This window comes from Halogeometricum sp. S3BR5-2 (assembly GCF_031624635.1).
Taxonomy (GTDB): domain Archaea; phylum Halobacteriota; class Halobacteria; order Halobacteriales; family Haloferacaceae; genus Halogeometricum; species Halogeometricum luteum.
Map to the genome: position 1 here is coordinate 1,020,184 of NZ_JAMQOQ010000001.1, position 24,447 is coordinate 1,044,630.

The 24,447-nt window shown below is 68.9% G+C and carries 28 protein-coding genes, 1 tRNA gene and 1 pseudogene; 15 read left to right on the plus strand and 15 right to left on the minus strand.

From position 1 onward, the window contains the following. Nucleotides 1-17: 17 nt before the first annotated feature. Nucleotides 18-374: a PadR family transcriptional regulator gene (locus NDI79_RS05285; RefSeq protein WP_310927391.1), complete on the minus strand. Its 357-nt coding sequence runs from the start codon at nt 372-374 to the stop codon at nt 18-20. 310 nt (nt 375-684) lie between these two features. Here NDI79_RS05285 and NDI79_RS05290 point away from each other — a divergent pair, with 310 nt between their 5' ends. From NDI79_RS05290 to NDI79_RS05310, 5 genes are all read left to right on the plus strand, one after another. Further along, complete coding sequence (locus NDI79_RS05290) at nt 685-1,218, plus strand: inorganic diphosphatase (protein ID WP_310927392.1); 534 nt, start codon at nt 685-687, stop codon at nt 1,216-1,218. Between the two features lie 121 nt (nt 1,219-1,339). After that, nucleotides 1,340-1,480 (plus strand): hypothetical protein, encoded by a 141-nt coding sequence (locus NDI79_RS05295; RefSeq protein ID WP_310927393.1) that lies wholly within the window; start codon nt 1,340-1,342, stop codon nt 1,478-1,480. 149 nt (nt 1,481-1,629) lie between these two features. Beyond that, nucleotides 1,630-2,553: a rhomboid family intramembrane serine protease gene (locus NDI79_RS05300; RefSeq protein ID WP_310927394.1), complete on the plus strand. Its 924-nt coding sequence runs from the start codon at nt 1,630-1,632 to the stop codon at nt 2,551-2,553. A gap of 2 nt (nt 2,554-2,555) precedes the next feature. Beyond that, nucleotides 2,556-3,323, plus strand: a complete 768-nt coding sequence (locus tag NDI79_RS05305) for an endonuclease V (protein ID WP_310927395.1) — start codon at nt 2,556-2,558, stop codon at nt 3,321-3,323. A 53-nt stretch (nt 3,324-3,376) separates the two neighbouring features. Then, nucleotides 3,377-4,219, plus strand: a complete 843-nt coding sequence (locus NDI79_RS05310) for an SDR family oxidoreductase (protein ID WP_310927396.1) — start codon at nt 3,377-3,379, stop codon at nt 4,217-4,219. Nucleotides 4,220-4,246: 27 nt separating this feature from the next. Here NDI79_RS05310 and NDI79_RS05315 read toward each other — a convergent pair whose 3' ends face one another. Beyond that, entirely contained in the window at nt 4,247-5,467 is a 1,221-nt protein-coding gene (locus tag NDI79_RS05315; protein WP_310927397.1) for an ArsA family ATPase, read from the minus strand. 116 nt (nt 5,468-5,583) lie between these two features. Then, the gene (locus NDI79_RS05320) at nt 5,584-6,708 is read right to left on the minus strand and encodes a pyridoxal phosphate-dependent aminotransferase (RefSeq protein WP_310927398.1); all 1,125 of its coding nucleotides are present in this window, start codon (nt 6,706-6,708) and stop codon (nt 5,584-5,586) included. An 83-nt stretch (nt 6,709-6,791) separates the two neighbouring features. On the opposite strand from NDI79_RS05320, the gene NDI79_RS05325 reads away from it, so the two are divergent. The 3 genes from NDI79_RS05325 (at nt 6,792) to NDI79_RS05335 (ending at nt 8,312) form a co-directional block, all read left to right on the plus strand. After that, entirely contained in the window at nt 6,792-7,313 is a 522-nt protein-coding gene (locus tag NDI79_RS05325; RefSeq protein WP_310927400.1) for a CinA family protein, read from the plus strand. Nucleotides 7,314-7,440: 127 nt separating this feature from the next. Next, complete coding sequence (locus NDI79_RS05330; protein WP_310927401.1) at nt 7,441-7,971, plus strand: metal-dependent hydrolase; 531 nt, start codon at nt 7,441-7,443, stop codon at nt 7,969-7,971. Nucleotides 7,972-8,027: 56 nt separating this feature from the next. Next, a complete protein-coding gene (locus NDI79_RS05335) occupies nt 8,028-8,312 on the plus strand; it encodes a hypothetical protein (RefSeq protein ID WP_310927403.1) in 285 nt (94 codons plus the stop codon). A 19-nt stretch (nt 8,313-8,331) separates the two neighbouring features. Here the strand turns inward: NDI79_RS05335 and NDI79_RS05340 are convergent. Further along, nucleotides 8,332-9,063: pseudogene (locus NDI79_RS05340) on the minus strand (PHP-associated domain-containing protein); the annotation flags it as partial. 183 nt (nt 9,064-9,246) lie between these two features. Between NDI79_RS05340 and NDI79_RS05345 the strand changes: the two are divergent. Beyond that, the gene (locus NDI79_RS05345; RefSeq protein WP_310927404.1) at nt 9,247-9,549 is read left to right on the plus strand and encodes a DUF7565 family protein; all 303 of its coding nucleotides are present in this window, start codon (nt 9,247-9,249) and stop codon (nt 9,547-9,549) included. 91 nt (nt 9,550-9,640) lie between these two features. Here NDI79_RS05345 and NDI79_RS05350 read toward each other — a convergent pair whose 3' ends face one another. The 6 genes from NDI79_RS05350 to NDI79_RS05375 all read right to left on the minus strand — a co-directional run bounded on the left by NDI79_RS05350 (nt 9,641) and on the right by NDI79_RS05375 (nt 14,789). Continuing rightward, complete coding sequence (locus NDI79_RS05350; protein ID WP_310927405.1) at nt 9,641-10,087, minus strand: transcription elongation factor Spt5; 447 nt, start codon at nt 10,085-10,087, stop codon at nt 9,641-9,643. Nucleotides 10,088-10,089: 2 nt separating this feature from the next. After that, nucleotides 10,090-10,263: a protein translocase SEC61 complex subunit gamma gene (locus NDI79_RS05355; protein ID WP_008389097.1), complete on the minus strand. Its 174-nt coding sequence runs from the start codon at nt 10,261-10,263 to the stop codon at nt 10,090-10,092. A 152-nt stretch (nt 10,264-10,415) separates the two neighbouring features. Further along, nucleotides 10,416-11,582, minus strand: coding sequence for a cell division protein FtsZ (gene ftsZ, locus NDI79_RS05360; protein WP_310927406.1), 1,167 nt, complete (start codon nt 11,580-11,582; stop codon nt 10,416-10,418). Nucleotides 11,583-11,682: 100 nt separating this feature from the next. Continuing rightward, nucleotides 11,683-13,065 (minus strand): D-aminoacyl-tRNA deacylase, encoded by a 1,383-nt coding sequence (locus tag NDI79_RS05365; protein WP_310927407.1) that lies wholly within the window; start codon nt 13,063-13,065, stop codon nt 11,683-11,685. A gap of 71 nt (nt 13,066-13,136) precedes the next feature. Further along, nucleotides 13,137-13,406: a hypothetical protein gene (locus NDI79_RS05370; protein WP_310927408.1), complete on the minus strand. Its 270-nt coding sequence runs from the start codon at nt 13,404-13,406 to the stop codon at nt 13,137-13,139. Nucleotides 13,407-13,469: 63 nt separating this feature from the next. After that, complete coding sequence (locus NDI79_RS05375; RefSeq protein WP_310927409.1) at nt 13,470-14,789, minus strand: sodium:calcium antiporter; 1,320 nt, start codon at nt 14,787-14,789, stop codon at nt 13,470-13,472. 181 nt (nt 14,790-14,970) lie between these two features. On the opposite strand from NDI79_RS05375, the gene NDI79_RS05380 reads away from it, so the two are divergent. From NDI79_RS05380 to NDI79_RS05400, 5 genes are all read left to right on the plus strand, one after another. Next, a complete protein-coding gene (locus NDI79_RS05380) occupies nt 14,971-15,771 on the plus strand; it encodes a shikimate dehydrogenase (protein WP_310927410.1) in 801 nt (266 codons plus the stop codon). Between the two features lie 52 nt (nt 15,772-15,823). Beyond that, entirely contained in the window at nt 15,824-16,768 is a 945-nt protein-coding gene (locus NDI79_RS05385; protein WP_310927412.1) for a helix-hairpin-helix domain-containing protein, read from the plus strand. A 139-nt stretch (nt 16,769-16,907) separates the two neighbouring features. Beyond that, nucleotides 16,908-17,036, plus strand: coding sequence for a hypothetical protein (locus tag NDI79_RS05390; protein WP_310927413.1), 129 nt, complete (start codon nt 16,908-16,910; stop codon nt 17,034-17,036). Beyond that, complete coding sequence (locus NDI79_RS05395; protein ID WP_310927414.1) at nt 17,029-18,012, plus strand: aminotransferase class IV; 984 nt, start codon at nt 17,029-17,031, stop codon at nt 18,010-18,012. Before NDI79_RS05390 ends, NDI79_RS05395 begins: the two co-directional genes overlap by 8 nt. Before the next feature lie 69 nt (nt 18,013-18,081). Then, on the plus strand, nt 18,082-18,501 hold the full coding sequence (locus tag NDI79_RS05400) for a Rieske (2Fe-2S) protein (protein WP_310927415.1): 420 nt from the start codon (nt 18,082-18,084) through the stop codon (nt 18,499-18,501). Between the two features lie 118 nt (nt 18,502-18,619). Here NDI79_RS05400 and NDI79_RS05405 read toward each other — a convergent pair. From NDI79_RS05405 to NDI79_RS05415, 3 genes are all read right to left on the minus strand, one after another. After that, nucleotides 18,620-18,694: transfer RNA gene (locus NDI79_RS05405), tRNA-Met, on the minus strand. A 70-nt stretch (nt 18,695-18,764) separates the two neighbouring features. Then, a complete protein-coding gene (locus NDI79_RS05410; protein ID WP_310927416.1) occupies nt 18,765-19,214 on the minus strand; it encodes a GtrA family protein in 450 nt (149 codons plus the stop codon). After that, on the minus strand, nt 19,211-20,005 hold the full coding sequence (locus tag NDI79_RS05415; protein ID WP_310927417.1) for a glycosyltransferase: 795 nt from the start codon (nt 20,003-20,005) through the stop codon (nt 19,211-19,213). Before NDI79_RS05415 ends, NDI79_RS05410 begins: the two co-directional genes overlap by 4 nt. 154 nt (nt 20,006-20,159) lie before the next feature. Between NDI79_RS05415 and NDI79_RS05420 the strand changes: the two genes are divergently transcribed. Then, a complete protein-coding gene (locus tag NDI79_RS05420; RefSeq protein ID WP_310927418.1) occupies nt 20,160-22,619 on the plus strand; it encodes a DUF2298 domain-containing protein in 2,460 nt (819 codons plus the stop codon). 7 nt (nt 22,620-22,626) lie between these two features. Here the strand turns inward: NDI79_RS05420 and NDI79_RS05425 are convergent, their stop codons facing one another. Next, nucleotides 22,627-22,890, minus strand: coding sequence for an HAH_0734 family protein (locus tag NDI79_RS05425; RefSeq protein ID WP_310927419.1), 264 nt, complete (start codon nt 22,888-22,890; stop codon nt 22,627-22,629). Nucleotides 22,891-22,957: 67 nt separating this feature from the next. Then, the gene (locus NDI79_RS05430) at nt 22,958-24,322 is read right to left on the minus strand and encodes a PQQ-dependent sugar dehydrogenase (protein ID WP_310927420.1); all 1,365 of its coding nucleotides are present in this window, start codon (nt 24,320-24,322) and stop codon (nt 22,958-22,960) included. Nucleotides 24,323-24,447: the final 125 nt, after the last annotated feature.

Below are 24,447 nucleotides of genomic sequence, written 5' to 3' on the forward strand. Positions count from 1 at the left end.
TCCCTTCGTCGTCGCCGCTACAGGTTCGCGTCGATGAGTTCGCGCACCTCGTCGGCGCGCGTCTCGTCGGTGACGAACTTGTCGAGCATCCACGCGAAGCGGTCGAGGACCGCGTCATGGCCCTTCTCGGTCAGTTCGTACTGGTTCGTCCGCTTGTCCAGTTCGCTCTTTTCGACGAGTCCCATCTCGACTAAGTCGTCGAGGTTCGGGTACAGGCGCCCGTGGTTGACCTCGGTACCGTAGTAGTCTTCGAGGTTGCGCTTGATCGCGAGTCCGTACATCGGTTCCTCGGCCAGAATGACGAGGATGTTCTGCTGGAACGCGGTCAGATCGCGAGCCAGCCCGGAGCCGTTGACTGTTTGTGCCTCTGACATAGTTGCAAAAATGTCACCTAACTATTTAACCCTTCTCAACTGACGCTTTGTTTAGTCGATTACATCTGGATGCTTCGAAGGTGAACTCGGGAGTACCGTGCATAGAACTGTACTAAGACGCCCACATACGGAGGCTTACGTTCCGCCGGTCCGAATAATCGATGCTCTCGGCAGACTCCCAGGAGAATACCGTTCTTGAGTGGGGCGCCGTAGTCGGGCGAAACGGGTCCCGTCGCTCCGCGTTCGTTCGCTCCTCCGGGGCTTCGAAATGCGAAAGGACTTTTTCGGCCTTGTGCGACGGGAGAGACGCATGACTAACCTCTGGGAAGACATCGAGACCGGTCCCGACGCGCCCGACGTGATCTACGCCGTCGTGGAGTGCCTGAAGAACGAACGCAACAAGTACGAGTACGACAAGGACATCCCCGGCGTGGTCCTCGACCGCGTCCTCCACTCGAACGTCCACTACCCCTCGGACTACGGCTTCATGCCCCGGACGTACTACGACGACGAGGACCCGTTCGACGTCCTCGTCCTCGTCGAGGACCAGACGTTCCCCGGGTGCATCATCGAGGCCCGCCCCGTCGCCCTGATGGGGATGGACGACGACGGCGAGAAGGACGACAAGGTCATCGCCGTCCCCACGGAGGACCCCCGCTACGACGACGTGCAGGACCTCGACGACCTCAGCGAACAGCAGAAGCGCGAGATAGCCGAGTTCTTCGAGACGTACAAGAACTTAGAGAAGGGCAAGGAAGTCGAGACGCTGGGCTGGGAGGACGCCGACGCCGCGAAGGACGCCATCGAACACGCGATGGACCTCTACGAGGAGAACTTCGCGTAACGCCCGACGGAGCCGTCTTTTCTCCTCGCCCGCATGTCCGCGAGTTATCACGGCGCACGCCGGCGATGAATTATGCGCATGGGTAATTTTTAGACCCTCACGGTCGTAGGTGCACGTAGAGATGGCAGCGAAACAACCCACTTTCGGCATCGCGCACGCGACGGTCGTCCCGCGCAACTTCGACCCCGAGACCGCGGACGCGGACGACGCGGGCGGCGAGGGGGCCGTCGAGACGCCCGGGGACGAGGACGGGACGCCGTAGCGCTCCCCCGAGTGTTCGGGAACGAATCTCGGGTGGACCCGACGCGCTTCTCCGCACCCTATCGGGGGCCCATTTCCGCCGCCCGAACGGGGTTAGTGACCTCCGAACGAGGGGAACCCCTTTTAGCCGCCGCCGACTAGCCCCGTGCAATGGCTACGTGCGACGAGTGCGGGAAGCACGAGAACCTCCCGTATCAGTGTCGGCGCTGCGGGCGGACGTTCTGTGCGGAACATCGGTTGCCGGAGAACCACGACTGCCCGGGCCTCTCGGAGTGGAACGACCCCTCGGGTGTGTTCGACAGCGGCTTCGACGACTCGGTGAACCAGCAGGGCCGCACGAAAGGGGCGCTCGACCGCCTCACCGGGACGGGCGGGCCGATGAGCTACTTCCGGGGGAACATGTCCTACGTGTTCCTCGGACTGATGTGGATCACCTTCGCCTTCCAGTTCTTCGTCTTCCCGCTACTCGGGTTCGGCCCGCGGACCGAACTCTGGCAGACCGTGTTCGTCCTCCGGCCGGGACACATCGGGTACGTCTGGACGTGGGTCACGTCGATGTTCGCCCACGGCGGCTTCACCCACATCGCGTTCAACAGCATCGCGCTGTACTTCTTCGGCCCGGTGGTCGAACGCTACATCAACACCAGGCGGTTCGTCCTCCTGTTCTTCGCCGCGGGCATCCTCGCGGGCCTCGCGCAGGTGGCGAGCACGCTCCTGACCGTCGGGGCCGTCGGCGCGGGCGTCGTCGGCGCCTCGGGCGCCATCATGGGCGTCCTCGGCGTCCTCACCGTGTTGAACCCCGGACTTAGGGTGTATCTCTACTTCGTCATCCCGATGCCCCTGTGGGTCCTGACGTTCGGCTTCGCCGCGTTCAGCATCGTCGCCGGGTTCGGCGTCACCGGCGGCGCCGGCGCCCTCGGCGGCAACGTCGCCCACCTCGCCCACCTCGCGGGACTGGTGGTCGGTCTGCTCTACGGCGCGCACGTCAAGAACAGCGTCAGAACGCCCGAGTCGCTCCAGTTCGGCCGCGGCGGCGGTGGCGGCGGCGGCATGGGTGGACCGGGGCGGTTCTGACCGTGCGCCCGGCCAACCCCGAGTTCCTCCCCGACCCGGCGCTCTCCCGCGAGGAGATGGAGGACCTCCAGTTCGAGGTGGCCGACGCCGCCGAGTGGACCGACGCGTTCGAGTTCGACCCCGCCGAGGTCTCCTTGGGCACCGGCGCGTCGCTGACGGGCGAGCGACCCCTCGTCGCCGGCGTCGACCAGGCGTTCCTCGACGAGGAGGCGGTCAGCGCCATCGTCGTCATGCGCGGCGGCGAGGTAGTCGAACGGGTCCACGCGGTGACCGACCTCGACATCCCCTACGTTCCGGGCCTGCTGTCGTTCCGCGAGGGTGGCCCCATCGTCGCCGCCTTCGAGGAACTCGACTCCGACCCCGACCTCGTCGTCTTCGACGGCAGCGGTCGCATCCACTTCCGGCAGGCGGGCCTCGCCACGCACCTCGGCGTCGTCTTCGACGTGCCGAGCGTCGGCGTGGCGAAGAACCTGCTGTGCGGGCGCACGACGGAGGAGACGGACGGCCGACCCGAGGGCTGGCGGACCGAGGTGCTGGCGGACGACTCCGTCGAGAACGCCGCGGCCGGCGACCCCATCGGGCACGCCTACCAGTCCAGACAGTACGACTCCGAACCCATCATCAACCCGCTGTACGTCAGCCCGGGTCACCGCGTGTCGGTGGCAACGGCGACGGACCTCGTCTCGCGGCTCTGCGGCGGCTACAAGCTCCCCGAACCGACCCGCGAGGCCGACGCCTACGCCGAGGAGGCGAAGGGCGAGTACGTGTAGGGCGGCGACGCGACTGAAGAACTATTAACTCGACGCGGGGAGAGTGCGTGAACGTGCATCCGAAGACGGTTCTCATCACGGGCTGTTCGTCCGGCATCGGTCGCGCCGCAGCGCTGTCGTTCCTGGAGGAGGACTGGCGCGTCTACGCGACGGCCCGCAACCCAGCCGACATCGAGACGCTGGGGGAGAAGGGCTGCGAGTTGGCGACGCTCGACGTGACCGAACAGGACGACGTCGACCGCGTGGTCGACCGCATCGTCGAGGAGGAGGGCCACATCACCTGCCTCGTCAACAACGCGGGCTACGGCCAGTTCGGGCCGCTCGAAGACGTGCCGACCGAGCAGGTCCACCGCCAGTTCGACGTGAACGTCTACGGCCCCCACCGCCTCACCCGCGCCGTCTTACCTCACATGCGCCGGCAGGACGAGGGCACCGTCGTCAACGTCTCCAGCGTCGCCGGGCGCATCTCCTTCCCCGGCGGCGGCGTCTACTCGGGGTCGAAGTTCGCCCTCGGCGCGATGACCGACGCCCTGCGCAACGAAGTCGCCGAGTACGGCGTCGACGCCGTCCTCGTCGAACCCGGCCCGGTGGCGACGAACTTCTCCGACCGGGCGGCCGAACAGGTCGAGGGAACCAACGAGATTCCCGGCATCGAACGCTCCGGGGCGTACGAGTCGTGGTACGACATCTTCGAGGACTCGCAGGTGCTCGGCGGCGCCGGCCCGGCGGCCATCCCGCCCGAACGCGTCGCCGAGGACATCGTCGACGCCGCCTCTTCGACGAAGCCCCGGTCGCGCTACTTCCCCGGCACGCCGGCCCGCGTCGCCGCCCTCGCGCGGTACTTACCGAACTCGTGGGTCGACACGGCGTACAGCTACCTCAGAAAACTCGCCTGAAGCGCCGAGACGCGACCGGCCGGACCTTCAGCTCAGACACGCCGCGACGACGCGGAGCGCCTCCTCGCCGCTCACCTCGTCGGCCAAGAGAGGAACGCGCTTGACGTTGCGGCCGCGGAAGAGGTCCGTCGCGCGCTGGAGGGCGCGCTGTTGGACGGCCCACCGGCGCTGGCAGAACTCGCACTCCTCGAGGTTCGGCGAGACGACCCACTCGGAGTCGACGGGCGTCGTCGTCACGTCCGCGAGGTTCTCCATGACGCGGTTGACGACGAGCGTCTGCACCGGAATGCCGTAACCGTCGAGGCGGTCGATGAGGCGCTTCGACTCGACGACGCTCATCTCCTCGGGGATCATCACGACCCGAAAGTCCGTCCGTTCGGGGTCGCGCAGCACCGCGCGCAGTCGCTCGATGCGCTCTCTCAGTTCGTCCAGGTCGGCCATCCCCTCCTCCGGGTTCCCGCCCCCGAACATCCCCTTCATCTGGTCCATCATCCCGGAGAACTTCTGGCGCATGCGGGCGATGCGTCCGAGCATCGAGTCCATCAGTTCGGGCAGTTCCAGCAGCCGAAGGGTGTGCCCCGTCGGCGCGGTGTCGACGACGACGCGGTCGAACCGCGGGTCGTCGAGGTACGCGAGCAACTGCTGCATCGCCGCCGCCTCGTCCGCGCCGGGCATCGACCCCGGGCCCATCATATCTCCCAACACGTCCTCCATGCCGCCCATGTCCATCCCGAAGGGATTCTGACCGCCCGCGCCGCCCTGTCCGGGACCGCCCGTCCCGTCGTCCTCGAACGGATTGTCGTCGGCGTCGAGGTCCGCGGCGTCGAACCCGCCCGCGTCCTCCTCGGACGCGAACGGCCCGTCGATGACCTCGTCGGGGTCTATCTCGGAGGCGTACAGGGGCATGTCGTCGCGCACCTGCGCCGGTTCGGCGGGGACGGGAGCGCCGAGCGTGTCGGACAGCGAGTGGGCGGGGTCCGTGGAGACGACGAGCGTCGACGTGCCGGCGGCGGCCGAGGCGAGGGCCGTCGCGGCCGCCATCGTCGTCTTCCCGACGCCGCCCTTCCCGCCGTAGAGGACGTACTCCGGCGCGTCGACCCTGTCGGGGAGGTCGGCGCCGTCGGTCGTCCGCGTCTCCACGTCGACCGAGAGCTCCGTCGACTCCTCCGCGTCGCCCTCCGCAGCGTGACCGTCGTGCGCGTCGTCGTCGTCGACGCGGTCGACGGGTTCGACGTCGATGTTCGTCATGGCGGGAGCCACGCGGTCGGGGCTTGTGTACTCGTCGGTCCCGTCGTCCCGCGAGCGACGGGAGGCCGGCGTCGCCGTCGTCACTGCTGTCGCCGCCGTCGGCGTGTCCCCCGCGCTCAGGCGAAGTAGTCGTCGAGGCGTTCGGCCGCCTCGTCGGCCCGCGGCGTGACGAGGGCGAAGCGGATCCAGTCGTCGTACGCCTCGCCGAACGCCTCGCCGGGCATCCCCGCGACACCCGCCTCGTCTATCAGTTTCTCCACGTTGGCCATCGTTCCCGGGAAGTCGTCGAAGCGCGCCATCACGTAGAACGCCCCCTTCGGCGTCGTGTACGTCGCGCCCGCGGCGTCGAGAGCGTCGGTGAACGACGCGATGCGCTCGCGGAGCATCTCGCGCGTCTCCTCGTAGTACTCGGTCGGCGTCTCCTCGAGGGCGCGGTGGACGGCCATCTGTCCGGGGCGCGTGGTGGCGACGTTCACGAGCATGTGGCGCGTCTTCGCGGCCTCCACAAGGTCCTCGGGGAAGACGGCGTACCCGACCCGAAAGCCCGTTATCGCCATCGACTTCGAGAAGCCCGTCGTGACGACGACGCGGTCGGAGTCGAGCGTCAGGGCGCTCTCGAACTCCCCGGAGAAGTCGAAGTGGTCGTACACCTCGTCGACGAGGAGGAGGGCGTCGTTTTCCTCGGCGATGTCGTGCAGGGCTTCGACCGTCTCGCGGTCGTACACCGCCCCCGTCGGGTTGTTCGGCGTGTTGACGAGGACGGCGGCCGTCTCCGCGGAGGCCGCCTCGCGCATCGCCGCCACGTCGGGGTCGCCGCTCTCCAGCACCGGCACCTTCGTCGCCGTCCCGCCGAGCATCGTCGCCTTCCCCGGGTAGTAGGGGTACACCGGGTCGGTGAGGAGGAACTCGCGTCCTGCGTCCCGTTCCATCGCCCCGGCCATCGCGAGATAGTTCGCCTCTCCCGTCCCGTTCGTCACGACGATTCGGGAGGCGTCGACGTTCCGGCGGGCGGCTATCTCCTCGCGCAGGCGGCGGAGCCCCTCGCTCGCGGGGTACTGAAACTCCGGGGGGTCGGCGTCGGCGTACTCCCGGAGGCCGTCCCGCAGGGCCGCCGGCGGTTCCCAGTCGGGGTTGCCCGACACCATCCCCACCACGTCCCCGTCCGACCGGGCCGCGTACTGCATCACCTGGAAGAACAGGGGCTCGTCGTACTCGTCGTTCGCCGTCTCGTCCGCGCTCATCGTCCGTCGTCTCGGACGCGGGGGAGGTGGCTCTTTCGCCGTCGGCAGGACGACTTTTCACTCCCCCCCTCGTCTCAGCGTCCATGCGCGAGTTCGCGGACGACCCGCCCGTGGAAGAACGCCTCGGCGACATCCTCCGGGACGCCGACGAGACGCTGGCCGTCGCGGAGTCCTGCACCGGCGGCCTCGTCGGCTCTTTGATAACGGACGTGCCGGGGTCGTCGGACTACTTCGACCGCTCGGTCGTCACCTACTCCTACGGGGCGAAGCTGACCGAACTGGCCGTCTCGCGGGAGTCGCTGGACGAACACGGCGCCGTCTCCGACCCCGTCGCCCGCGAGATGGCCGCCGGCGTCCGCGACACCGCCGGCACCGACTGGGGCGTGGCGACGACGGGCGTCGCCGGCCCGTCCGGCGGCACCGACGAGAAACCCGTCGGGACGGTGTACGTCGGCGTCGCCTACCGCGGCGAGTGGGGCAGCGGCGACTCCTACACCACGGCGGCGAGACACGAGTTCGACGGGAATAGATTGCAAGTGAAAGAGCGGTTCGCCCGCGCCGCCCTGAAAACGGTGGAGACGGCCGTCCGGTCGCGGCGCGTCTGAGAAGAAGAGAGAAGAGAAGCGAGAGCAGAACAGCGACGCCGACGGCCGGCCGCCCGCGTCGGACGCCCGTCTGACGATTCGCGGCGTGGCACAACGCTTGTATTATTCGGTGCCGGACAGTCACTCGATGAACAAAGACGGCCACGTCCTGAACGGCGCGCTGTTGGCGGTGGGGTTGGGCGTCATCCTCGCCGTGGACCCGACGGCCGGCCCACTCGTCGAGGAGACGCCGTCGGCGCTGGCGCTCACGGCGGCGACGCGAGTCGCCGAGTTGTCGCTGCCGATAATCCTCGGCGCCCTGTTCCCGGACGTGGACACGGCGTTCGGCAGGCACCGCAAGACGCTGCACAACCTCCCCGTACTCGCCCTCTTCGTCGCCTTCCCGTACGTCTTCGGCAACCTCCAGTTCGTCTGGGTGGGCGTGGCGACGCACTACGTCCTCGACGTCGTCGGCTCCAAGCGCGGTATCGCGCTGTTCTACCCCCTCTCCCCGCGGGAGTACGACCTGCCGACGGGCGTCGCCACGTCGAGCAAGTGGGCGACGACGGTGACCGTCGTCGTGACGGCAGTCGAACTCGTCGCCCTCGCCGTCGTCCACTACTACGTGTTCGCCTTGGACACGCCGCTCTCGGAGGCGGCGGTGCTGTTGGGGCTGTGAGCTGTTGGTAACGAATCGGTACTGACAAATAACGAGAATCCGAACGCGGGGTCGTGTTGACCCTCCTACATTCGTCGGCCGTTCGCGCGCTCGGACCGACGCCGCTGTTCCCGGGGATTCCCGGCGGTCCCGAACTGCTCGTCATCTTCCTCCTCGGCTTCGTCCTCGGGGTCGCGCCCGCGATATTCGTCCACTACGACGCGGGGAAGAACGACAATCCGCACCGACTGCTCTGGACGGTGGCGACGCTCATCGGCGGACTGGCCGGGTCGCTCATCGGCGCCGGTATCGTCATCGTTCTCTATCTGGTCGTCGGCCGCGAGCAGGGGCGGACCGCGTGAGTCGGCAGTCGACGGGTCGGTACGCGCGCACGTCGTCGAATTTCCCGCCGTAGGCGACGTGGTCGGGGTGGGTCGGTTCCATCCCGGAGAGGAGCAGTCGGTCCAGTTTCCCCCACGAGTTCTCGACGCCGAGGTGGGCGAACTCCGCCGCCGAGCGCAGGCGGTGGCCGACGCCCGAACGGTGCAGGACGCGCCGCGGGGCGCCCTCTCGGAGGGCGGCGACGAGTTCCGCCTCGGAGTCGATATCGCGGTCGAACGCCGTCCACACCTCGCCGACGCTCCCGCGGAGGTGCGCGTACGACGACCCGAATCCGGGGACGTCGAACTCGGCGGCGAGTTCGCGGCCGAGGCGGTTCTGCGAGGGGAACAGTTTCCCGTTGTACGTCTCCACGGCGTGAATCTCGTCCGCGTGCGCGCGCACGTCCTCGCGGCCGAAGCTGACGTTGAGGAAACCGGGGTGGGGAACGAGGACGGCGGCGTCCTGTCGGGCGGCGGCGGCGAAGGCGGCTTCGAGGGTGATGAAGTCCGGCACCGGGTCGGAGAGACCGACGGCGAGGAGGTGGCGGCGACGCCGCCACGTGCCGGCGAACACCTCCCGGCCGGGGACGACCAGGAGTTCGTCGTCGGAGAACGCCTCGGCTCTCGCTCGGATGTCGGGGAGGCGTTTGAAGTGAGGTGCGTACACCAGCACGTCGATTCCGCGGGCTTTCGCTCGGGACGCGACGCGCTCGTCCAACACCTTCACGTGCATGTCGACGCGGGACGCGCCCGCGGCGGCGGACGGAGCGGTCACGTCTGTCGGTCCGGCGTCACCCCGGTTAGGGATTACTATCTCCCGACCGACCGCACCGCGCAGTCACCGGACCGCGAACGGGTCGAGGCGGGGGGTCGGGGCTGCGGAACGGTTTAGTCCCCGGTATCCGTCCGGGTCTGTATGTCCCTGTGGAAGTGCGGCGTCGCCGGGTGCGACGGGCGGTTCGAGACGGCGGCGGACGCGGTCATCCACCAGACGGTCGAACACGAGCGTCACGAGTGTCGAATCTGCGGAACCGTCGTCCCCGAGGGCTACTTCGCCATCCGCCACGCCTTCGAGGAGCACTCCCGTGCCGAGTTCGTCCGCGCCTACGACGCGAACTCCTCGCACGTCCGCGAACGGGAGCGGGTCAAAGACGAAATCGAGTCGGAGATGGACCTCCGGTCGGTCGTCGAGACGCTCGAAAGTCGGGGCGCGCTGTAAGCGGGTGGCGAGCGTCCGCCGGCGACGGCGCTGCGGGCGGACGGTGAGACGGGAGAAGAGTCGAGCGGTTATCTACTATCCAAGCGAGCGCTCAGCGCTCCTCGCTATCCAGCACGCGAATCTGGTCTCCGCGGACCGTGACCGGAATCGGGACCGTCGCCTCGTACAGTTCGACCGTCACCTGGTCTTTCGTCTCGTCGATGCGCTGGACGCGCGCCTTCTCGCCTTTGAACGGGCCGGCGACGAGTTCGACGATGTCGCCCTCCGCGATGCCCTCGACGTCGGGCGTCGGCGAGAGGAAGTGCTCGACTTCGGCCATGCTGGAGGTGGCCTGACCGTCGCCGACGAGGCCGCGGGCGTGCGGAATCTCCTCTAAGACGCGGTTGATGACCGCGTTGTTGTCCGCCTCGACCATCACGTAACTCGTGAGCGAGTCGGGCGCGAGGACGGCGTGAATTTCCGGTTCCTCGCGGTTGGCGATCATGTCGGCGACGGTTCGCTCCTGTCGCGCGGTCGTCTTTACGGCGAAGATGGGCACGCCTACGCACCCCCGGGGAGGAAGGTCATCAGCGCGAAGATAACGAAGCCCATGAAGCCGACGAGGAAGATGCCGGCACCGGCGATGAGACCGATCTGGGAGAACTCCTGCCACGAGGGGGTGCTCGCCAGTTTCAGCACCCGCACGTAACTGTTCAGGTCGTACTTGACGTCCATGTTGCTCGTGGCTTAGACGGCGGGCTTTTTCTATCTATTGATACAACCGGGGTCTCGAGAGGAGGGGAAGCCGTCGAGTCCGGGCGTTCGGAGCGGGAGAGCGGGCGGCCGACGGGGTTGGGGGAGAGAAGAGAAGCGAAGCGGTGACTCGACTACTCGACGAAGTCGATATCCTGTCCCTGCTGGGGCGCCTGCGCCTGCGGTTCTGAGTCCGAACGGGTCTCGGACTCGCCGCCGTCGCTGCGCCCGTAAATCTGCGGCGACTCGACGCCGGTGACGACGATCATCGTCCGCATCGTCCCGTCGAGTTCCTCGTCGACGGAGGTGCCCCAGATGATGCGCGCGTCGGGGTCGATGCGGTCGTAAATCTCCTCGACGACGCCCTCGGCCTCCTCGATGCTCATGTCGGAGCCGCCGGTGACGTTCACCAGCGCGGAGTTGGCGCCGGAGATGTCCACGTCGAGCAGCGGCGACCGGAGCGCGCTCTTGACGGAGTCGTGCGCCTTCGAGTCGGAGTCGGACTCGCCGAGACCGATCATGGCGACGCCGCCGCGTTCCATCACCGTCTTCACGTCGGCGAAGTCGAGGTTGACGAGTCCGGGTTTCGTGATGAGCTCCGTGATTCCCTTCACAGAGCGCATGAGCACCTCGTCGGACACCTTGAACGCCTGCCGGACGGGGAGTTTGCCCACCGCGTCGAGGAGGCGGTCGTTCGGGACGACGATGACCGTGTCGGCCACGTCGCGGAGGCGTTCGAGGCCCGCTTCGGCGTTCGTGCGACGAACCTCACCCTCGGCGGTGAACGGCGTGGTGACGATGGCGATGGTCAGGGCGCCGCACTCGCGGGCCGCCTTGGCGACGACGGGCGCCGAACCCGTCCCCGTGCCGCCGCCGAGGCCGGCGGTGACGAACACCATGTCGGAGCCCTCGATGGCGTCGTAAATCTCCTCTTGGGACTCCAGGGCGGCCTCCTCGCCGACCTGCGGCAGCGACCCGGCGCCGCGGCCCTGGGTCTTCTGCTCGCCCATGAGAATCTTCGTGTCGGCCTCTATCTCCACGAGGTGTTGGACGTCGGTGTTGGCGGCGACGAGTTTCGCCCCCTCGATGCCTTCCTCGTGCATCCGGTTGACGGTGTTGCCGCCCGCGCCGCCGCAACCGACGACGGTGATGTCCGTCTGTAAGTCCTGTAGAACGTCCTTCAGTTCGTCGTCGGTCATCGTGCCGCTCCGGGGCACCTGGTCGTTGTCGAGCCCGTCGACGGACCCCCCATCCCCCGTCTCCTCGGCCTCATCAATCGCGTCGTCGACGATAGAGTCCATTTATGAGCATCCTTACCGAATGGAGCCTAATTATCTTTCCCCTCCGCGTCCGACATCCGTCGGACGGGGCGGGACGCCGAATTAGTAGCGTATTAACCGATTATATTCTGAAGATTACTTTCTCTTCCGAGAGTACTTCGTCGGGCGTCACCTCGCGGTCGTCGAGTTCGACGGAGCGGCCGGCCGAGAGTTTCCCGAACGCCGGCCCCTCGGGGACGCCCAACTCGGCGGCCGCCGCGGCGTCGAACGACTCGCGGACGGCGACGACGGCCGTCTCCTCGCGGCGCACCTCGTCGTACTTCTCCGCGAGGACCGCGACCAGCGAGTCGACGATATCGTCGTAACGCGCCTCGTCGACGAGGGCGGCCCGCCCCGCCGCCTTCGTCCCGCCCTCCCGCGTCTCGAAGGCGACGGCGTTCGCGGAGACGGCCTCGCGGGCCGCGTCGAGGTCGATGCCGGCCGCCTCGGAGAGCAGGTCGTCCGGGAGCGAGACGACGACGTAGTCGTCGGGCGCCGGGTCGCTCTCGGTAGTCGCGCCGCCCGCGTCGTCCGCACCGTCCTCCCCGCTCGCGTCGGCGCCGAGTCTGAGGCCGTCCTCGACGGACGAGAGGGTCGCTTCGAGTTCGTCGAGGCGGGCGAGCGAGACGCCGGCCGTCTCCCGCGTCCACGTCTCGGTGACGACGCGGTAGCCGAGCGACTCGACCGCCTCGACCAGCGCGGGTCGGTCGCCGTCGACGACGGCGTACTCGGCGCCGGAGGCCTCGAACGCCCGGCGTATCACCTCGCGGTTGTCCTCGCTCTCGGGGGAACCCATCGCGTCGAGGGGCCAGTCGGCGCCGACGTGTCCGACCGCCCAGTCCGTCTCGCGGACGATGCGCTCGAACCGCGGCGCGTAGTGGCCGCCGCCGAAGCCGACGAGTTGCCGCTCCCGGTCGGCGTCGACCCCCGAGAGGTCGAGGACGGACCGGGCGACGGCGCGGGCGCCCTCGGGGTCCGCCCACTCGTCCTCGTCGCTGCCGAGTTCGACGAACATCGCCGGCGCGCCGACGTCCGTCGGGCCGTGGTGGGTGCACTCGATTCCAACCCCGTACCCCTCGGGCGCGTGACGGTCGAACGCCTCGACGACGGCCTTCCCCGCGTTCGGGCAGGCGCGGGCGAACGTCCCCTCCTCGCCGCCGTACTCCGCCGGGCCGAAGTTACCGGTGAAGTGGGCGGTGAGGAGCGGCCCCGTCTCGCCGGAGTGCCGGGAGACGAACGCGACGAACTCGGGGGGTTCCGAGAACGCGGCGGCGACGCCCTCCAGTTCGATGTGCAGGCCGTCGAACTCGCGGAGTTCGAAGCCCTCCGTCTCGTAGTAGGTTCCGCCGCCCTCGGCGTCGGAGCGCGAATCGTCGGTCCGCTCGTCCCACTCCCCGAGTTCGAGCAGGCGCTCTCCGACGTGGACCGATGCGCTGTCCGCGCGGCTGACGACGACGGCTATCACGGGAGGGACTGGCCGGTCGGGACGCTAAAGCGCGTCGAAGGCGGCGAAGCGGTCGGTCGAGCGACGCGGGTTCAGAAGAGGTCGACAGCGGCGCTGAGCGCGAGGCCGACGGCGAGCGCCAGCGTCGAGGAGAGGGCTTGTCGGGCCGTCGCGCGGAAGACCCCCGAGAGGAGGACTCCCAGCGACGCGCCGAACAGGAAGCCGTGCGCGACCCCGTCGGCGGCGAAGAGCGACGCGGCCGGGACGACGAGTTCGGCGACGAGGAGGCCGGCGACGCCGACGAGAAACAGGGCGCCGTCGCGCCGGAGGTCCCGCCCTTGTCGTTCGATTCCGAGTTCCATGCGGCCGGAACCTCGGCGACCGACGAGAAAAAGCTTCGTCTCCTTGTCAGAACCGGTGGCGGCTCAGTCCGCCCGACCGGGTTCGGGCAGCGGTTCGCCGCGGACGTTCCTCACCGTGAGCGTCCAGAGCCGCCGCAGGTCGTCGCGGCGGCGGACGAGCAGGCCGAGACCGAGGACGACGTAGAGAACGGAGTACCCGAGCAGCAGGTAGATGGAGTACCGCTCGGCCATCTGCGCCGGGTAGAGTTCGATGAAGGCGAACTCGATGGCCACCTGCGAGGCGAACAGGACGAGGATGGTCACCGCCTCGCGCACGTTCATCCGGAAGTTCACGAGGACGGTCAGCGCGAAGAAGCTCTGAGCGGCGGTGAGCCATATCTCGGCCTCCTGCTTCAGGTCGAACGGCAGGGCGCCGTAGCGGCCGAGCGCGATGCTGTAGACGACGACGAGCGTTCCGACGAGCAGCGTCCACTGGTTCAGTTTCGAGGAGATGAGCGCGTTGAACGCCGCCGTCGCGCGCGCCTTGTTCACGAGGTAGGCGGTTACGATGAGTTCGGGGCTCTCGGAAGCCAGCGGCGCAATCCACTGAATCATGAAGAACTCCGGGATGCCGAACTGGAGTCCGAGTCGTTCGAGGCCGTACGCGAACGGTTCGACGGCGGTGAAGATGAGAAAGCCCGCGTAGGCGAACAGGGTGAGGACGGACGCGACGCGGAGGTGTTTCGGCCTCGCTTGGAAGTAGGCGGGGACGCCGACCTGCTCTTCTTCTTCGTCGACGTCGCCGCGGACGATGATGGCGATGTAGGCGACGTAGAGGCCGACGAGGACGAAGAAGTCGACGGCGTCGATGGCGTTCCCCAGCGGAACGAGGAAGGCGTACACCGTGGCGGCGAACAGGAACAGAATCTCGGTGGAGATGCTGGGGTCGAGAGCGACGGCGTCGCGGAAGCGGCCGTCGCGGCGCACGACGTGGTCGTCGTCGCGGCCGCGGGCGGCTTTGTATATCGAGAACAGGGCGATGCCGGACCAGCCGAGACCGATGAGGATGCGGTTGGCGCCGGTCATGTTCGCGACGGCGAGGTTCGCTTTCGCGGGGTCGCTGGCCGCCTGCCAGGCGTAGAGGGCGTCGACGGCGTACTCGGGGGCGACGGCGAGGACGGCGAGGATTGCGAGGGCGAACGCGCGCGGGACGTCCTTCTCGGCCGTCTCGGCACCCCACGCGAGGAGGAACGACGCGCCGAGCACCGCCAGACCGCTGACGGCGACGGTGAGGATGTGCGACAGGGAGGAGACCGAATCGGTCGTCCGGAGGAGGACCCACGGAGCCGTCAACAGCACCGCGAAGCCGACGGCGGTGAGCGGATGGCTGAGGCGTGAACTCATCGTGTGAGCTACCACGACCCCGACGCCTATCTCTTGCGCTTTCTCCGTCAGGCGGAGGGAGAAACCTCCGAAATACGGGTTCAAAGGACTTCTCTGCACGTTTTCGTTCTTGGGCGACGGGGGGTCGCAGAGGATGCCGACTCGGCGGCACTTATCCCCCTTCCGTCGAAACGCCACGGCCATGCAGGTGTTCGGACTCCTCGGTAACCCCGTCGGCCACTCGCTGTCGCCGCCGATGCACGAGGCGGCGTACGATCGCCTCGGCATGGACGCGCGGTACGTCACTTTCGAGCCCGCACCGGAGGACCTCCGGGCCGCCGTCGAGGGCGCCGACGCCCTCGGAATCAGGGGGCTGAACGTGACGATTCCGTTCAAGCAGGAGATGCTGGAACTGGTCGAACCGGACGAACTCGCCGCCCGTATCGGCGCGGTGAACACCGTCGATTTCGGGGACGGGACGCCCCGCGGATACAACACCGACGCCGCCGGCGTCCGCCGGTCGTTCGCGCACCACGACGTGCCGTTAGAGGGTCGGGACGCCGTCGTCGTCGGGGCCGGCGGGGCGGGACGGGCCGCGTCGTTCGCTCTCGCCGACGCCGGCGCGTCGGTCCACGTGGCGAACCGGACGGCCGAACGGGCGACGGAACTCGCCGCGGACGTGCCGGGCGCCACCGGCGGCGGACTGGACACGCTGGACAGACTGGCGGACGCGGACCTCCTCGTGAACGCGACCAGCGTCGGGATGGAGTCCGACGAGACGCCGGTCTCAGCCGACCGCCTCCACGACGGACTCGCCGTCCTCGACGCGGTGTACACGCCGGTAGAGACGCGCCTGCTCCGGGAGGCGGCCGCCGCCGGCGCGACGACGATAGACGGCGCGTGGATGCTGCTGTTTCAGGGCGTCGAGGCGTTCGAGCGGTGGACCGGCCGGGACGCGCCCGTCGACGCCATGAACGACGCCCTCAGAGCGAGTCTGGGATGAGCAGATGGGGAGGTAACGATTTTTAAATAAGCGGCGTTCATACGGTGACACAATGGGTATATTCGACTCGATAAAGTCGTCGCTGCGGTCGCTTCTCGGCCGCGACGAAACGCCTTCTACCGACTCGTCGCGGCGCGAGACGCGCGTCTCGGTCGAGCGCGACACGCGGAGCGAGGTCGACGCGGAGTCGGAGTCGGCCGTGAAAGAACCCGTCTCCGAGGAGACGCAGGCGTCCGCCTCGACCGACACGCTGGTCGACGAGGAGGCGGGCCGCGAACCCGCCGAGGCGGTCGAGGGTGTCGAGAGCGACGAGGACGCCGAGAGCGTCATCGATGAGGCCGAACCCTCCGAGACCGACGACGCCGACGAGGCGGCCACGGCCGACGCCGACGCCGCGGCGTCGACCGACTCGATGGTCGACGAGCAACGGGACGCCCCCGAGGCCGCCGAACCCGCGGAAGCCGTCGGCGCCACCACGACCGAGGACGCGGGAGCGGACCTCGGAAGCGACGAGGAGGCCGCCGGAGACGACGGCGGAGCGGACACCGACGGCGACGAGTCAGACGGAGCCGAGGAAACGGCCGCCTCGGACGCCGATGCGGCGGCGTCGACGGAGACGCTCCTCGACGACGAGAACGCCGCCGACGAACCCGCCGAGGCCGCCGAACCCGCCGAGGCCGTCGGACCGTCCTCCGAGGAGATGGACACGGACATCGAGGCCGACACCGACCCCGGCGAGAGCGTCGAGGAGGACGTGGACGAACCGGACGCGGCCGGCGACGCCGAACCGGGGGAAGCGATGGCGTCGGACGACGCCGAACCCGTCGACAACGTGAAGGGCATCGGCCCCGCCTACGCCGAACGCCTCGCCGACGTCGGCGTCGAGACGGTCGAGGACCTCGCGACCGCCGACGCCGCCGACCTCGCCGAGAAGATAGAGGTCTCCGAGACGCGCGTCCAGCGCTGGATCGACCGCGCGGCCGACCACGACGCGTAACGCCGCCGACGCGGACGCTGGTTCTACTCGCCGGTATCACGAACTCGTTTACCGGCCGGTGTCCTACGCCCGACCGCATGACCGACTGGCCCGCGAACCCGAATCGCTCTCAGACCGGACCGACGGCGGACGACGAGCCGTGACGGGCGTTCGCCGCCGCGACCGACCGACCGTCGGCGCGCAGTCGCACCCCGAGAGCGTCCGCACCGGCAACCGGAATCGCCTCGCGGCGAGCGTCGCGAACCCGTTCGGGGGCGCGGATGTCTGAGGACGGCACCGCGGCCGGAAGCGGGGACGAGGACGGAGACGAAGGCGAACTCCTGTTCCACGTGAACGGCGAACTCGTCCCCGCCTCGGAGGCGACGGTGAGCGTCCGCGACCGGGGGTTCGCCTACGGCGACGCCCTGTTCGAAACCCTCCGGGCCTACGGCGGCGACGTGTTCCGCTGGGAGGCGCACGCGGACCGCCTCGCCGACGGTGCCGAGATTCTGGAACTCGACCACGGCCTCTCGGACGCGGACCTGAAGCGCCGCGTGGACGAGACGCTCCGGGCGAACGACCTCTCGGACGCCTACGTCAAACTCTCCGTGACGCGCGGCGTCCAACCGGGGAAACTGACGCCGGACCCCGAGGTGGAACCGACCGTCGTAGTGCAGGTGAAACCGCTCCCGCGGGGCGGACGGGGCGGCGACCCCGTCTGGGACGGGCCGGCGACGCTCCAGACGGTGAAGACGCGTCGCGTCCCCGACGGGGCGATTCCCGCGGGCGCGAAGACGCACAACTACCTGAACGGTATCCTCGCGCGCCTCGAACTCCGCGTCACCGGGGCGGACGAAGCGGTGATGCTGGACGGCGAGGGGAATCTGGCCGAGGGCGCGACGAGCAACCTCTTCTTCGTCCGCGACGACGCCCTCTGCACGCCGAGTCTCGACGGTCCCGTCCTCCCCGGCGTCACCCGCGCCGAGGTGCTCGATATCGCCCGCGAGGAGGGCATCCCCGTCCGCGAGGGAGCGTTCGTCCCCGACGACCTGCGGGACGCGACCGAGGCGTTCGTCACCAACACGACGTGGGAACTGCGCCCCGTCGAGTCGGTGGACGGCATCGAACTCGGCGGCGTCTCCGAGCCCTCGGGGTCGGAGACACGAGGGACTTCGTCCCTCGGAGGGCCGGTGACGACGCTGCTCTCCCGACTGTTCGACGCGCGCGTGGAACGGGCGCACTACGCCGGCAAGAACCGAGACTGAACTGAGTCCCAAACGCGACCCGTTCGCACGAACCGCTACTTTTGAACCGCCCAGCCCCGTACGCCGCCCATGAACGACGAGCGTCGAATCATCGCCGCCGACGACGTCCCCGCGGACGGCACCGTCCTCTTCACGGTCCGTGCGGGCACGGAGACGACGGAGGCCATCCTGACGAAACTCGGCGACGGAACGGTCGTCGCCTTCGAGAACTCCTGTCCGCACTGGACGGACGTCCGCCTCGACAAGGGGTCGGGCGCCTACGTCAGGAACGGCGAGTTGGTCTGTCAGAAGCACGGCGCGACGTTCCAACGCGACTCGGGGTACTGCGACTTCGGTCCCTGCGAGGGGTCCGTCCTCTCGACGTTCGACGTGGCCGTCGAGAACGGCGAAGTGTACCTGACCGACGACGCGTTCTCCTTCGAACACCTCGGCGAGTCCGGCGACCACGACCTGTCGTCGGGCGGGCGTATCGACTTCACGGGGAGCTAGCGGTCTCGGCGCGTTTTCGAGAGAACGAAGAAGAACGACGGAGAGGAGCTATGGGGCCGAACTCGGCCGTCGCTCGGCGATGAAACGCCTCGCTTGGGGCGCGAGTTCGGCAAAACCATAGCGGGAGGTAGATTTGAACTACCGATCTCCGGGTTATGAGCCCGGCGGAATCTCCTGGCTATCCCATCCCGCTACATCAACCAAACCGCGGGTTACGGTTAAGGGTTGTGATTCGACCGCCGTATGTCAATTTCCACCGCTGCTCACCCCCCGGCGATGCGCCACGTGAACACGCTCTCCGCGACGTAGTTCAGGAGCATCGACGCGCCGATGGCGAGCGGAATCGGGAGCAGTTGCCAGACGTCGACGCCGAGGACGACGTAGGAAAAGCCCGCTTCGCGGAACGCCCGAACGACGAGGAACTGGACGGCGAGGCCGCCGCTCCTGACGACGTTCGAGGTGAGAAAGCGCCGGAGCGTCGGGAGGAGGCCCGCCTCGCCCGCGTCGGCGAACGTCCAGTTCTCGTTGATGAGGAACATGACGACGATGGCCACCTCGGCGCCGACGAGTTTGGCGTACTCGTTCAGCACGTCGAAGAGGAAGATGAGCGCGGTGGTCGTCGTCACGTCGAAGACGGCGCCGACGGCGCCGACGGAGGCGAACTTGCCGAAGCGGACGCCGGAGAGGAGCGCCGACAGGGTGCGCTCGCTCATTCGGAGGTGTCGAGCGTCTCGCCCTGTCGGTCGACCAGCGCGGGTTCGTGCTCGCGCGTCGCTTCGAGGAACGTGTGCAGTCGGTTCTCGCGGATGGTGCGGGCGCGGTGCCGCGAACTGAGGAGCGCGGCCGCCAGGCTGAGCGAGGTATCCACCGGCGAGACGGTCGACTCGGGGTGGTCCTCCCACCGGACGGGCACCTCGACGATGCGTTCGCCGAGGGCGCCCGCGACGGCGATGAGTTCGATATCCCACGCGAACCCCGCCTCGTAGAGGTGCGGGCGCACCGAGCGCCACGCCTCCGCCGAGAGCGCCTTCGCGCCGCACTGGTAGTCGTACAGTCGCTCGTCGAGGAGGCGGCGAGCGATCCAGGCGAACCCGTCGCCGAGGCGGCGGCGGGCGAACGTCTGGTGGGACTCGACGACGGCCGCGGGGTGTCGCCGCGACCCGACCGAGAGGTCCGCCTCGCCCGCGCGAACGGGGTCGACGACGGCGGCGAACGACTCCGCGGGCGTGCTCCCATCGGCGTCCGCGAACGCCAGCACGTCCACCTCGTCGACGAGGGCCTCGAACCCGGCGGTGATGGCGGCGCCCTTGCCGCGGCGCCCGTCGACGGCGTGCACCGTCGCCGGCAGGTCGTCGAGGCGGTCGAGGACGCCCGGGCCGGGAGCGTCGAGTTCGACGCGGACGACGGCCGGCGAGACGCGCTCTCGGAGGGCGTCGACGTACGCTTCGAGACGCTGGAGGTCCGGCCGGTAGGCGGGAACCACGACCCCCACGGTTCGGTCCATTGGGGTGGGTTCGGTGTGGCGAGGATAAAAAACGAACTGCTCCGGGCATCTATCGAGTTTCGAACCAGTGGAGTCAGTTCGCTCGGGGTGCCGAGACGTTCTCGACGGCCATCACAAGACGTATGACGCCCGCCCGCGGTTCGTCCCGTAGAGAATGGAGTACGCGCTCGTCCTTCGCTGGGTGGTCCTCTACGCCGCCCTCTTCGCCGCCGGAGCACCCCTCGTCGCCCGCCTCCTCCCCGACGCCCGCGGCCGCGGCGTCGGCCTCGCCGTCCCCGCCGCGACGCTCGTCCTCGTGATTCCGGCGTACTGGGTCGGACAGGTCGCCTTCGGTCTCCCGGCGCTCGCCGCGGGCGTCGTCGTCCTCCTCGCCGCCTCCGCCCTCGCGGCCCTCGACGTCGACGCCCTGCGCGACGGCCGCGTCGAACTCGCCGTCGACGTGCCGCGCGGCCCGGCGCTGGAGGCCGCCGCCGTCTTCGCCCTCTCGTTCGCCTTCCTCGTCCTCGTGCGGGCGTACGACCCCGGGGTGTTCGCGGGAGGCGGGGAGAAGTTCCTCGACTACGGCCTCCTGAAGAGCCTCCAGCGGTCGGCCGTGCTCCCGCCGGAGGACATGTGGTTCGCCGGCACGCGCGTGAAGTACTACTACGGCGGCCACCTCGTCACCACGCTGTTCGCGTGGCTGACCGGGACGCCGACCCGGTTCGCCTACAACCTCGCCTTGGCGGGGTTCTACGCGATGCTCGTCACCGCCGTCTACGAACTCGCCGCGACGGTCGGCGAGGACCACGACATCTCGCGGCGCGTCGCGGGCGGCATCGGCGCCTTCTTCGTCGGCTTCGCGAGCAACCTCGTCACCGCGGGACGGTTCGGCGTCCTCCTCCTACCGGAGGGCCTGCGGCGCCCGGTCGCGGAGGCGATAGCCGAGAACAGCGAGTACACCGTGGCGACGCTCCTGGAGGGGTTCGAGTCGTTCTCCTACTGGAGCGCCTCGCGGGTCATCCCCGACACCATCAACGAGTTCCCCCTGTTCTCGTGGCTGAACGGCGACCTCCACGCGCACATGACGGGCACGTCCTTCCTCGTCCTCGCCGCCGCCGTCGGCTACGCCTACTACCGGACGCCCGCGGCGGACCTGCGGCGCCGGCGCCTCCTCTTGACCGCGATTCCGACAATCGCCGGCTGGCAGGCGATTCACAACACGTGGAGTTTCCCGAGCGTCCTCGCCCTCGGGACGCTGTCGGTCGCGCTCGCCCCCGCCGACCCGCGGACGCTCGTCCCGGGCCTCTCGCGGGCCGGCGACCGATTCGACTTCGGGTCCCGAACCCGGTCGCGGCTCTCCGCGGAGGCGACGCGCCTCGCCGTCGCCCTCGGCGTCACCGTCCTCGGCGCCGTCGTCGCTGTCGCCGTCGCCGCCCCGTTCTTCCTCGGCACCGCCGTCAGCGGCAGCGAGCGAACCGTCGACTTCCTCGGCCCGGAGATGCGGAGCAGCCTCGGCGGCCTCCTCCTCGTCCACGGCGCCTTCGTCGCCGGGTTCGCCGCCTACCTGCTCTCGCGGCTCCGCGTCCGCCGGCCCGTCTACCTCGTCGGCGGCGTCCTCGCGGCCGCCTACGTCGGCACCCAAATCGGGCTGGCCGCCCTCGTCGTCTCCCTTCCGCTCGTCGTGTTCGGCTGGGTCGCCCTCCGGTCTGACGCCCCCGTCGGCTACGAGACGGTGCTCGTCGTCGCCGGCGCGGGCCTCGTCACGCTGGTCGAACTGGTGTACGTGAACGAGCAGGCCGGCCCCGGCCGGATGAACACGGTGTTTAAAACATATATGCAGGTGTGGGTGCTGTGGGCGCCGGCGATGGGCGTCGCCCTCGCCGGCCTGATTCGGGGCGTTCCGAGCGCGGCGCGCGTCACCTCGCGCGTGCGCGACGCCGCCCCCTCCGTCGCGACCGACGGCTCCGGCGGCGGGACGCGGCGACGGGCGGCCGCCGTCGCCTTCGTCTGCCTCCTCGTCGCCGCCACGAGCGTCTACGGCGTCGCCGCCGTCGGCGCTCACCTCGAAGAGGAACCGCCCGACGGGACGACGCTCGACGCGACGCAGTTCGTCGAGACGTACCACCCCGAACAGGCCGAGGCCATCGACTGGCTGGACGACCGCGAGGGGTCGCCCGTCCTCGTCGAGGCGCCGGGGACCAGCTACTACCCCGGCGGCGACGACGGCCGCGAGCGGGTGATGTACAGTTGGAACGCCAACCCGGCGTCGAGCCTCACCGGCGTCCCGTCGGTCGTCGGGTGGGGTCACGAGGTGGGCTACCGCGGCCCCGACGCCTACTACGAACGGGTCGCCGACGTGGACGACATCTACACCGGCGACGCGGCGACGCGCGCGCGCCTCCTCCGCGAGTACGACGTGACCTACATCTGGGTGGGTCCGAGCGAGCGCGGCCGCTACGGCGAGATAGCGTTCGACACGCCCGGAATCAGCGTCGCTCACGAGTCGGGGTCGATAACCATATACGAGGTGGACCGGAGCGCGTTGCCGACCGCGGCCGGAGACGAGTCGGCGTCGGCTTCGGTGTCAGCGTCAGCGTCAGCGCCGGCGTCGCTCGCGCAGACCGACGCGGCGTGAGAACGGCCTACGAAGACGAGGGGCGCTTCGAGATGACCGTCAGCGCCTCGGCGTCGACGGCCACCGTGTCGAGGAAGTGCGGGACGAAGTCGCGCTTCTCGAACGCCTCGCGCTCGTCCTCGGTGCCGACCGTGCACCACAGTTGGGGTCGCTCGGGGCCGTGGTAGTCGCCCTGCCGGTCGATGGAGAAGCAGATGACCTCCTCGCCGTCGAGTTCGATGGTCGCGCCGCGTCGGATGCCGGGGTCGCCGCGGATGATGACCTTCTTCATACCCCGTGGTTTACGCAGTCGGGGCTTAACGCCTTCGGAGACGGTCCGGCGAGGCGGGGTCGGTCCATCACTCCCCGGCCGAGCGGACGCGGTACACCGTGCCCGACCCGGCTTCGAACGTCGACGCCAGCACGTAGAGTTCGTCGTCCTCGTCGCGCCCGAACGAGAGCACCGGACTCCGGAACGGTTCGCCGTCGGTCGTCGTCGCGCGAGCCGTCTCTATCGGCCACATCTCGTCCTCGCTCTCGGTCGGCGTCGCGACGAACAGCGACCCCAGCACGTCGCCGAACAGATACTTGCCGTCGAGTTCGGGCACGTCCGCGCCGCGGTAGCGGTAGCCCGCGATGACCGCCGAACCGAACGTCTCGCCGTCGCGGGAGTGAGGATAGCAGACGACGGGGTCGATGAGCGGTTCGCCCATGGGCGTCGTCGTCGGACACACCGGGTACGTCTGCTCGCCGCCCGTCACTTTCGCGAGCGCGGCCATCGAGAACCGGTTGCTGAAACAGCGCGTCCCCTCCCGGACGTTCCAGCCGTAGTTGCCGCCGCGCCGCACGAGGTTTATCTCCTCGTACTTGTCCTCGCCCACGTCGCCGACGTACAGGTCGTCGCCGTCGAACGACATCCGGTAGGGGTTTCGGAAGCCCCACGCGTACTGCTCGTCAAGTCCGTCGCGTCCGACGAGCGGGTTGTCCGACGGCACCGCGTAGGGTTCGTCGCCGCCGGCGTCGACGTCGATGCGGAGGATGCTGCCGAGGAGGTTGTCGGTCAGGTTCTGCCCGTTTCCGCCGCGGTTGAGCAGGTACCAGTCGTTGGCGTGTCCGGTGCCGCCGTCGCCGCCGCCGTTGTTCCCGTCGCCGACGGCGACGTAGAGGTAGCCGTCGGGGCCGAACTCGATGGCGCCGGCGTTGTGGTTCCGGCCGTACTGGGGAATCTCCAGGATGGTCCGCTCGGAGTCGGGGACGGTCCCGAGGAGGTCCTCCGTCGCCGTGAACTCCGAGAGCACGAACGTGTGGTCGTGGTCCGCGGGCGTCCCCGGGCGCCGCGGCGCGCTGTACCTGACGTAGTAGCGCCGCGTGTTCTCGAAGTCCGGGTGGAGTTCGAGGCCGAGCAGCCCCTGCTCCCAGGAGACCAACTCCATGAGTCGGTCGCGCGCGTCGAGGAGCGGTTCGTCCCGGAGGCCGTCCCCGTCGTGGACGTAGATTCTCCCGAGTTTGTCGGCGACGTAGTTCCCCGCCCGTCCCGGAATCGGCTCGAAGGCGACCGGCTGTTCGAGGCCCGTCACGACGGGTTCGAGCGCGACCGTGACTCCCGGGCCGTCGTCGAGGAGACTCGTCTGCGGCCGTTGGACGCCCCACTCCGTCCGCCAGTTCAACAGTCCGCCGACCACCGCCGACCCGGCGACCCCGCCGAGAAATGTTCTCCGGTTCATAGTGAGATGCGTCCCTTGTGAAAGAACTACTCCCCCCCACCGATAACTATCCTCGCACTAACTGTCGTGAAATCGGTCATTTAGTCCGGTTAGGAACGACGACACCGGTCTTGGAACGAGGGCTC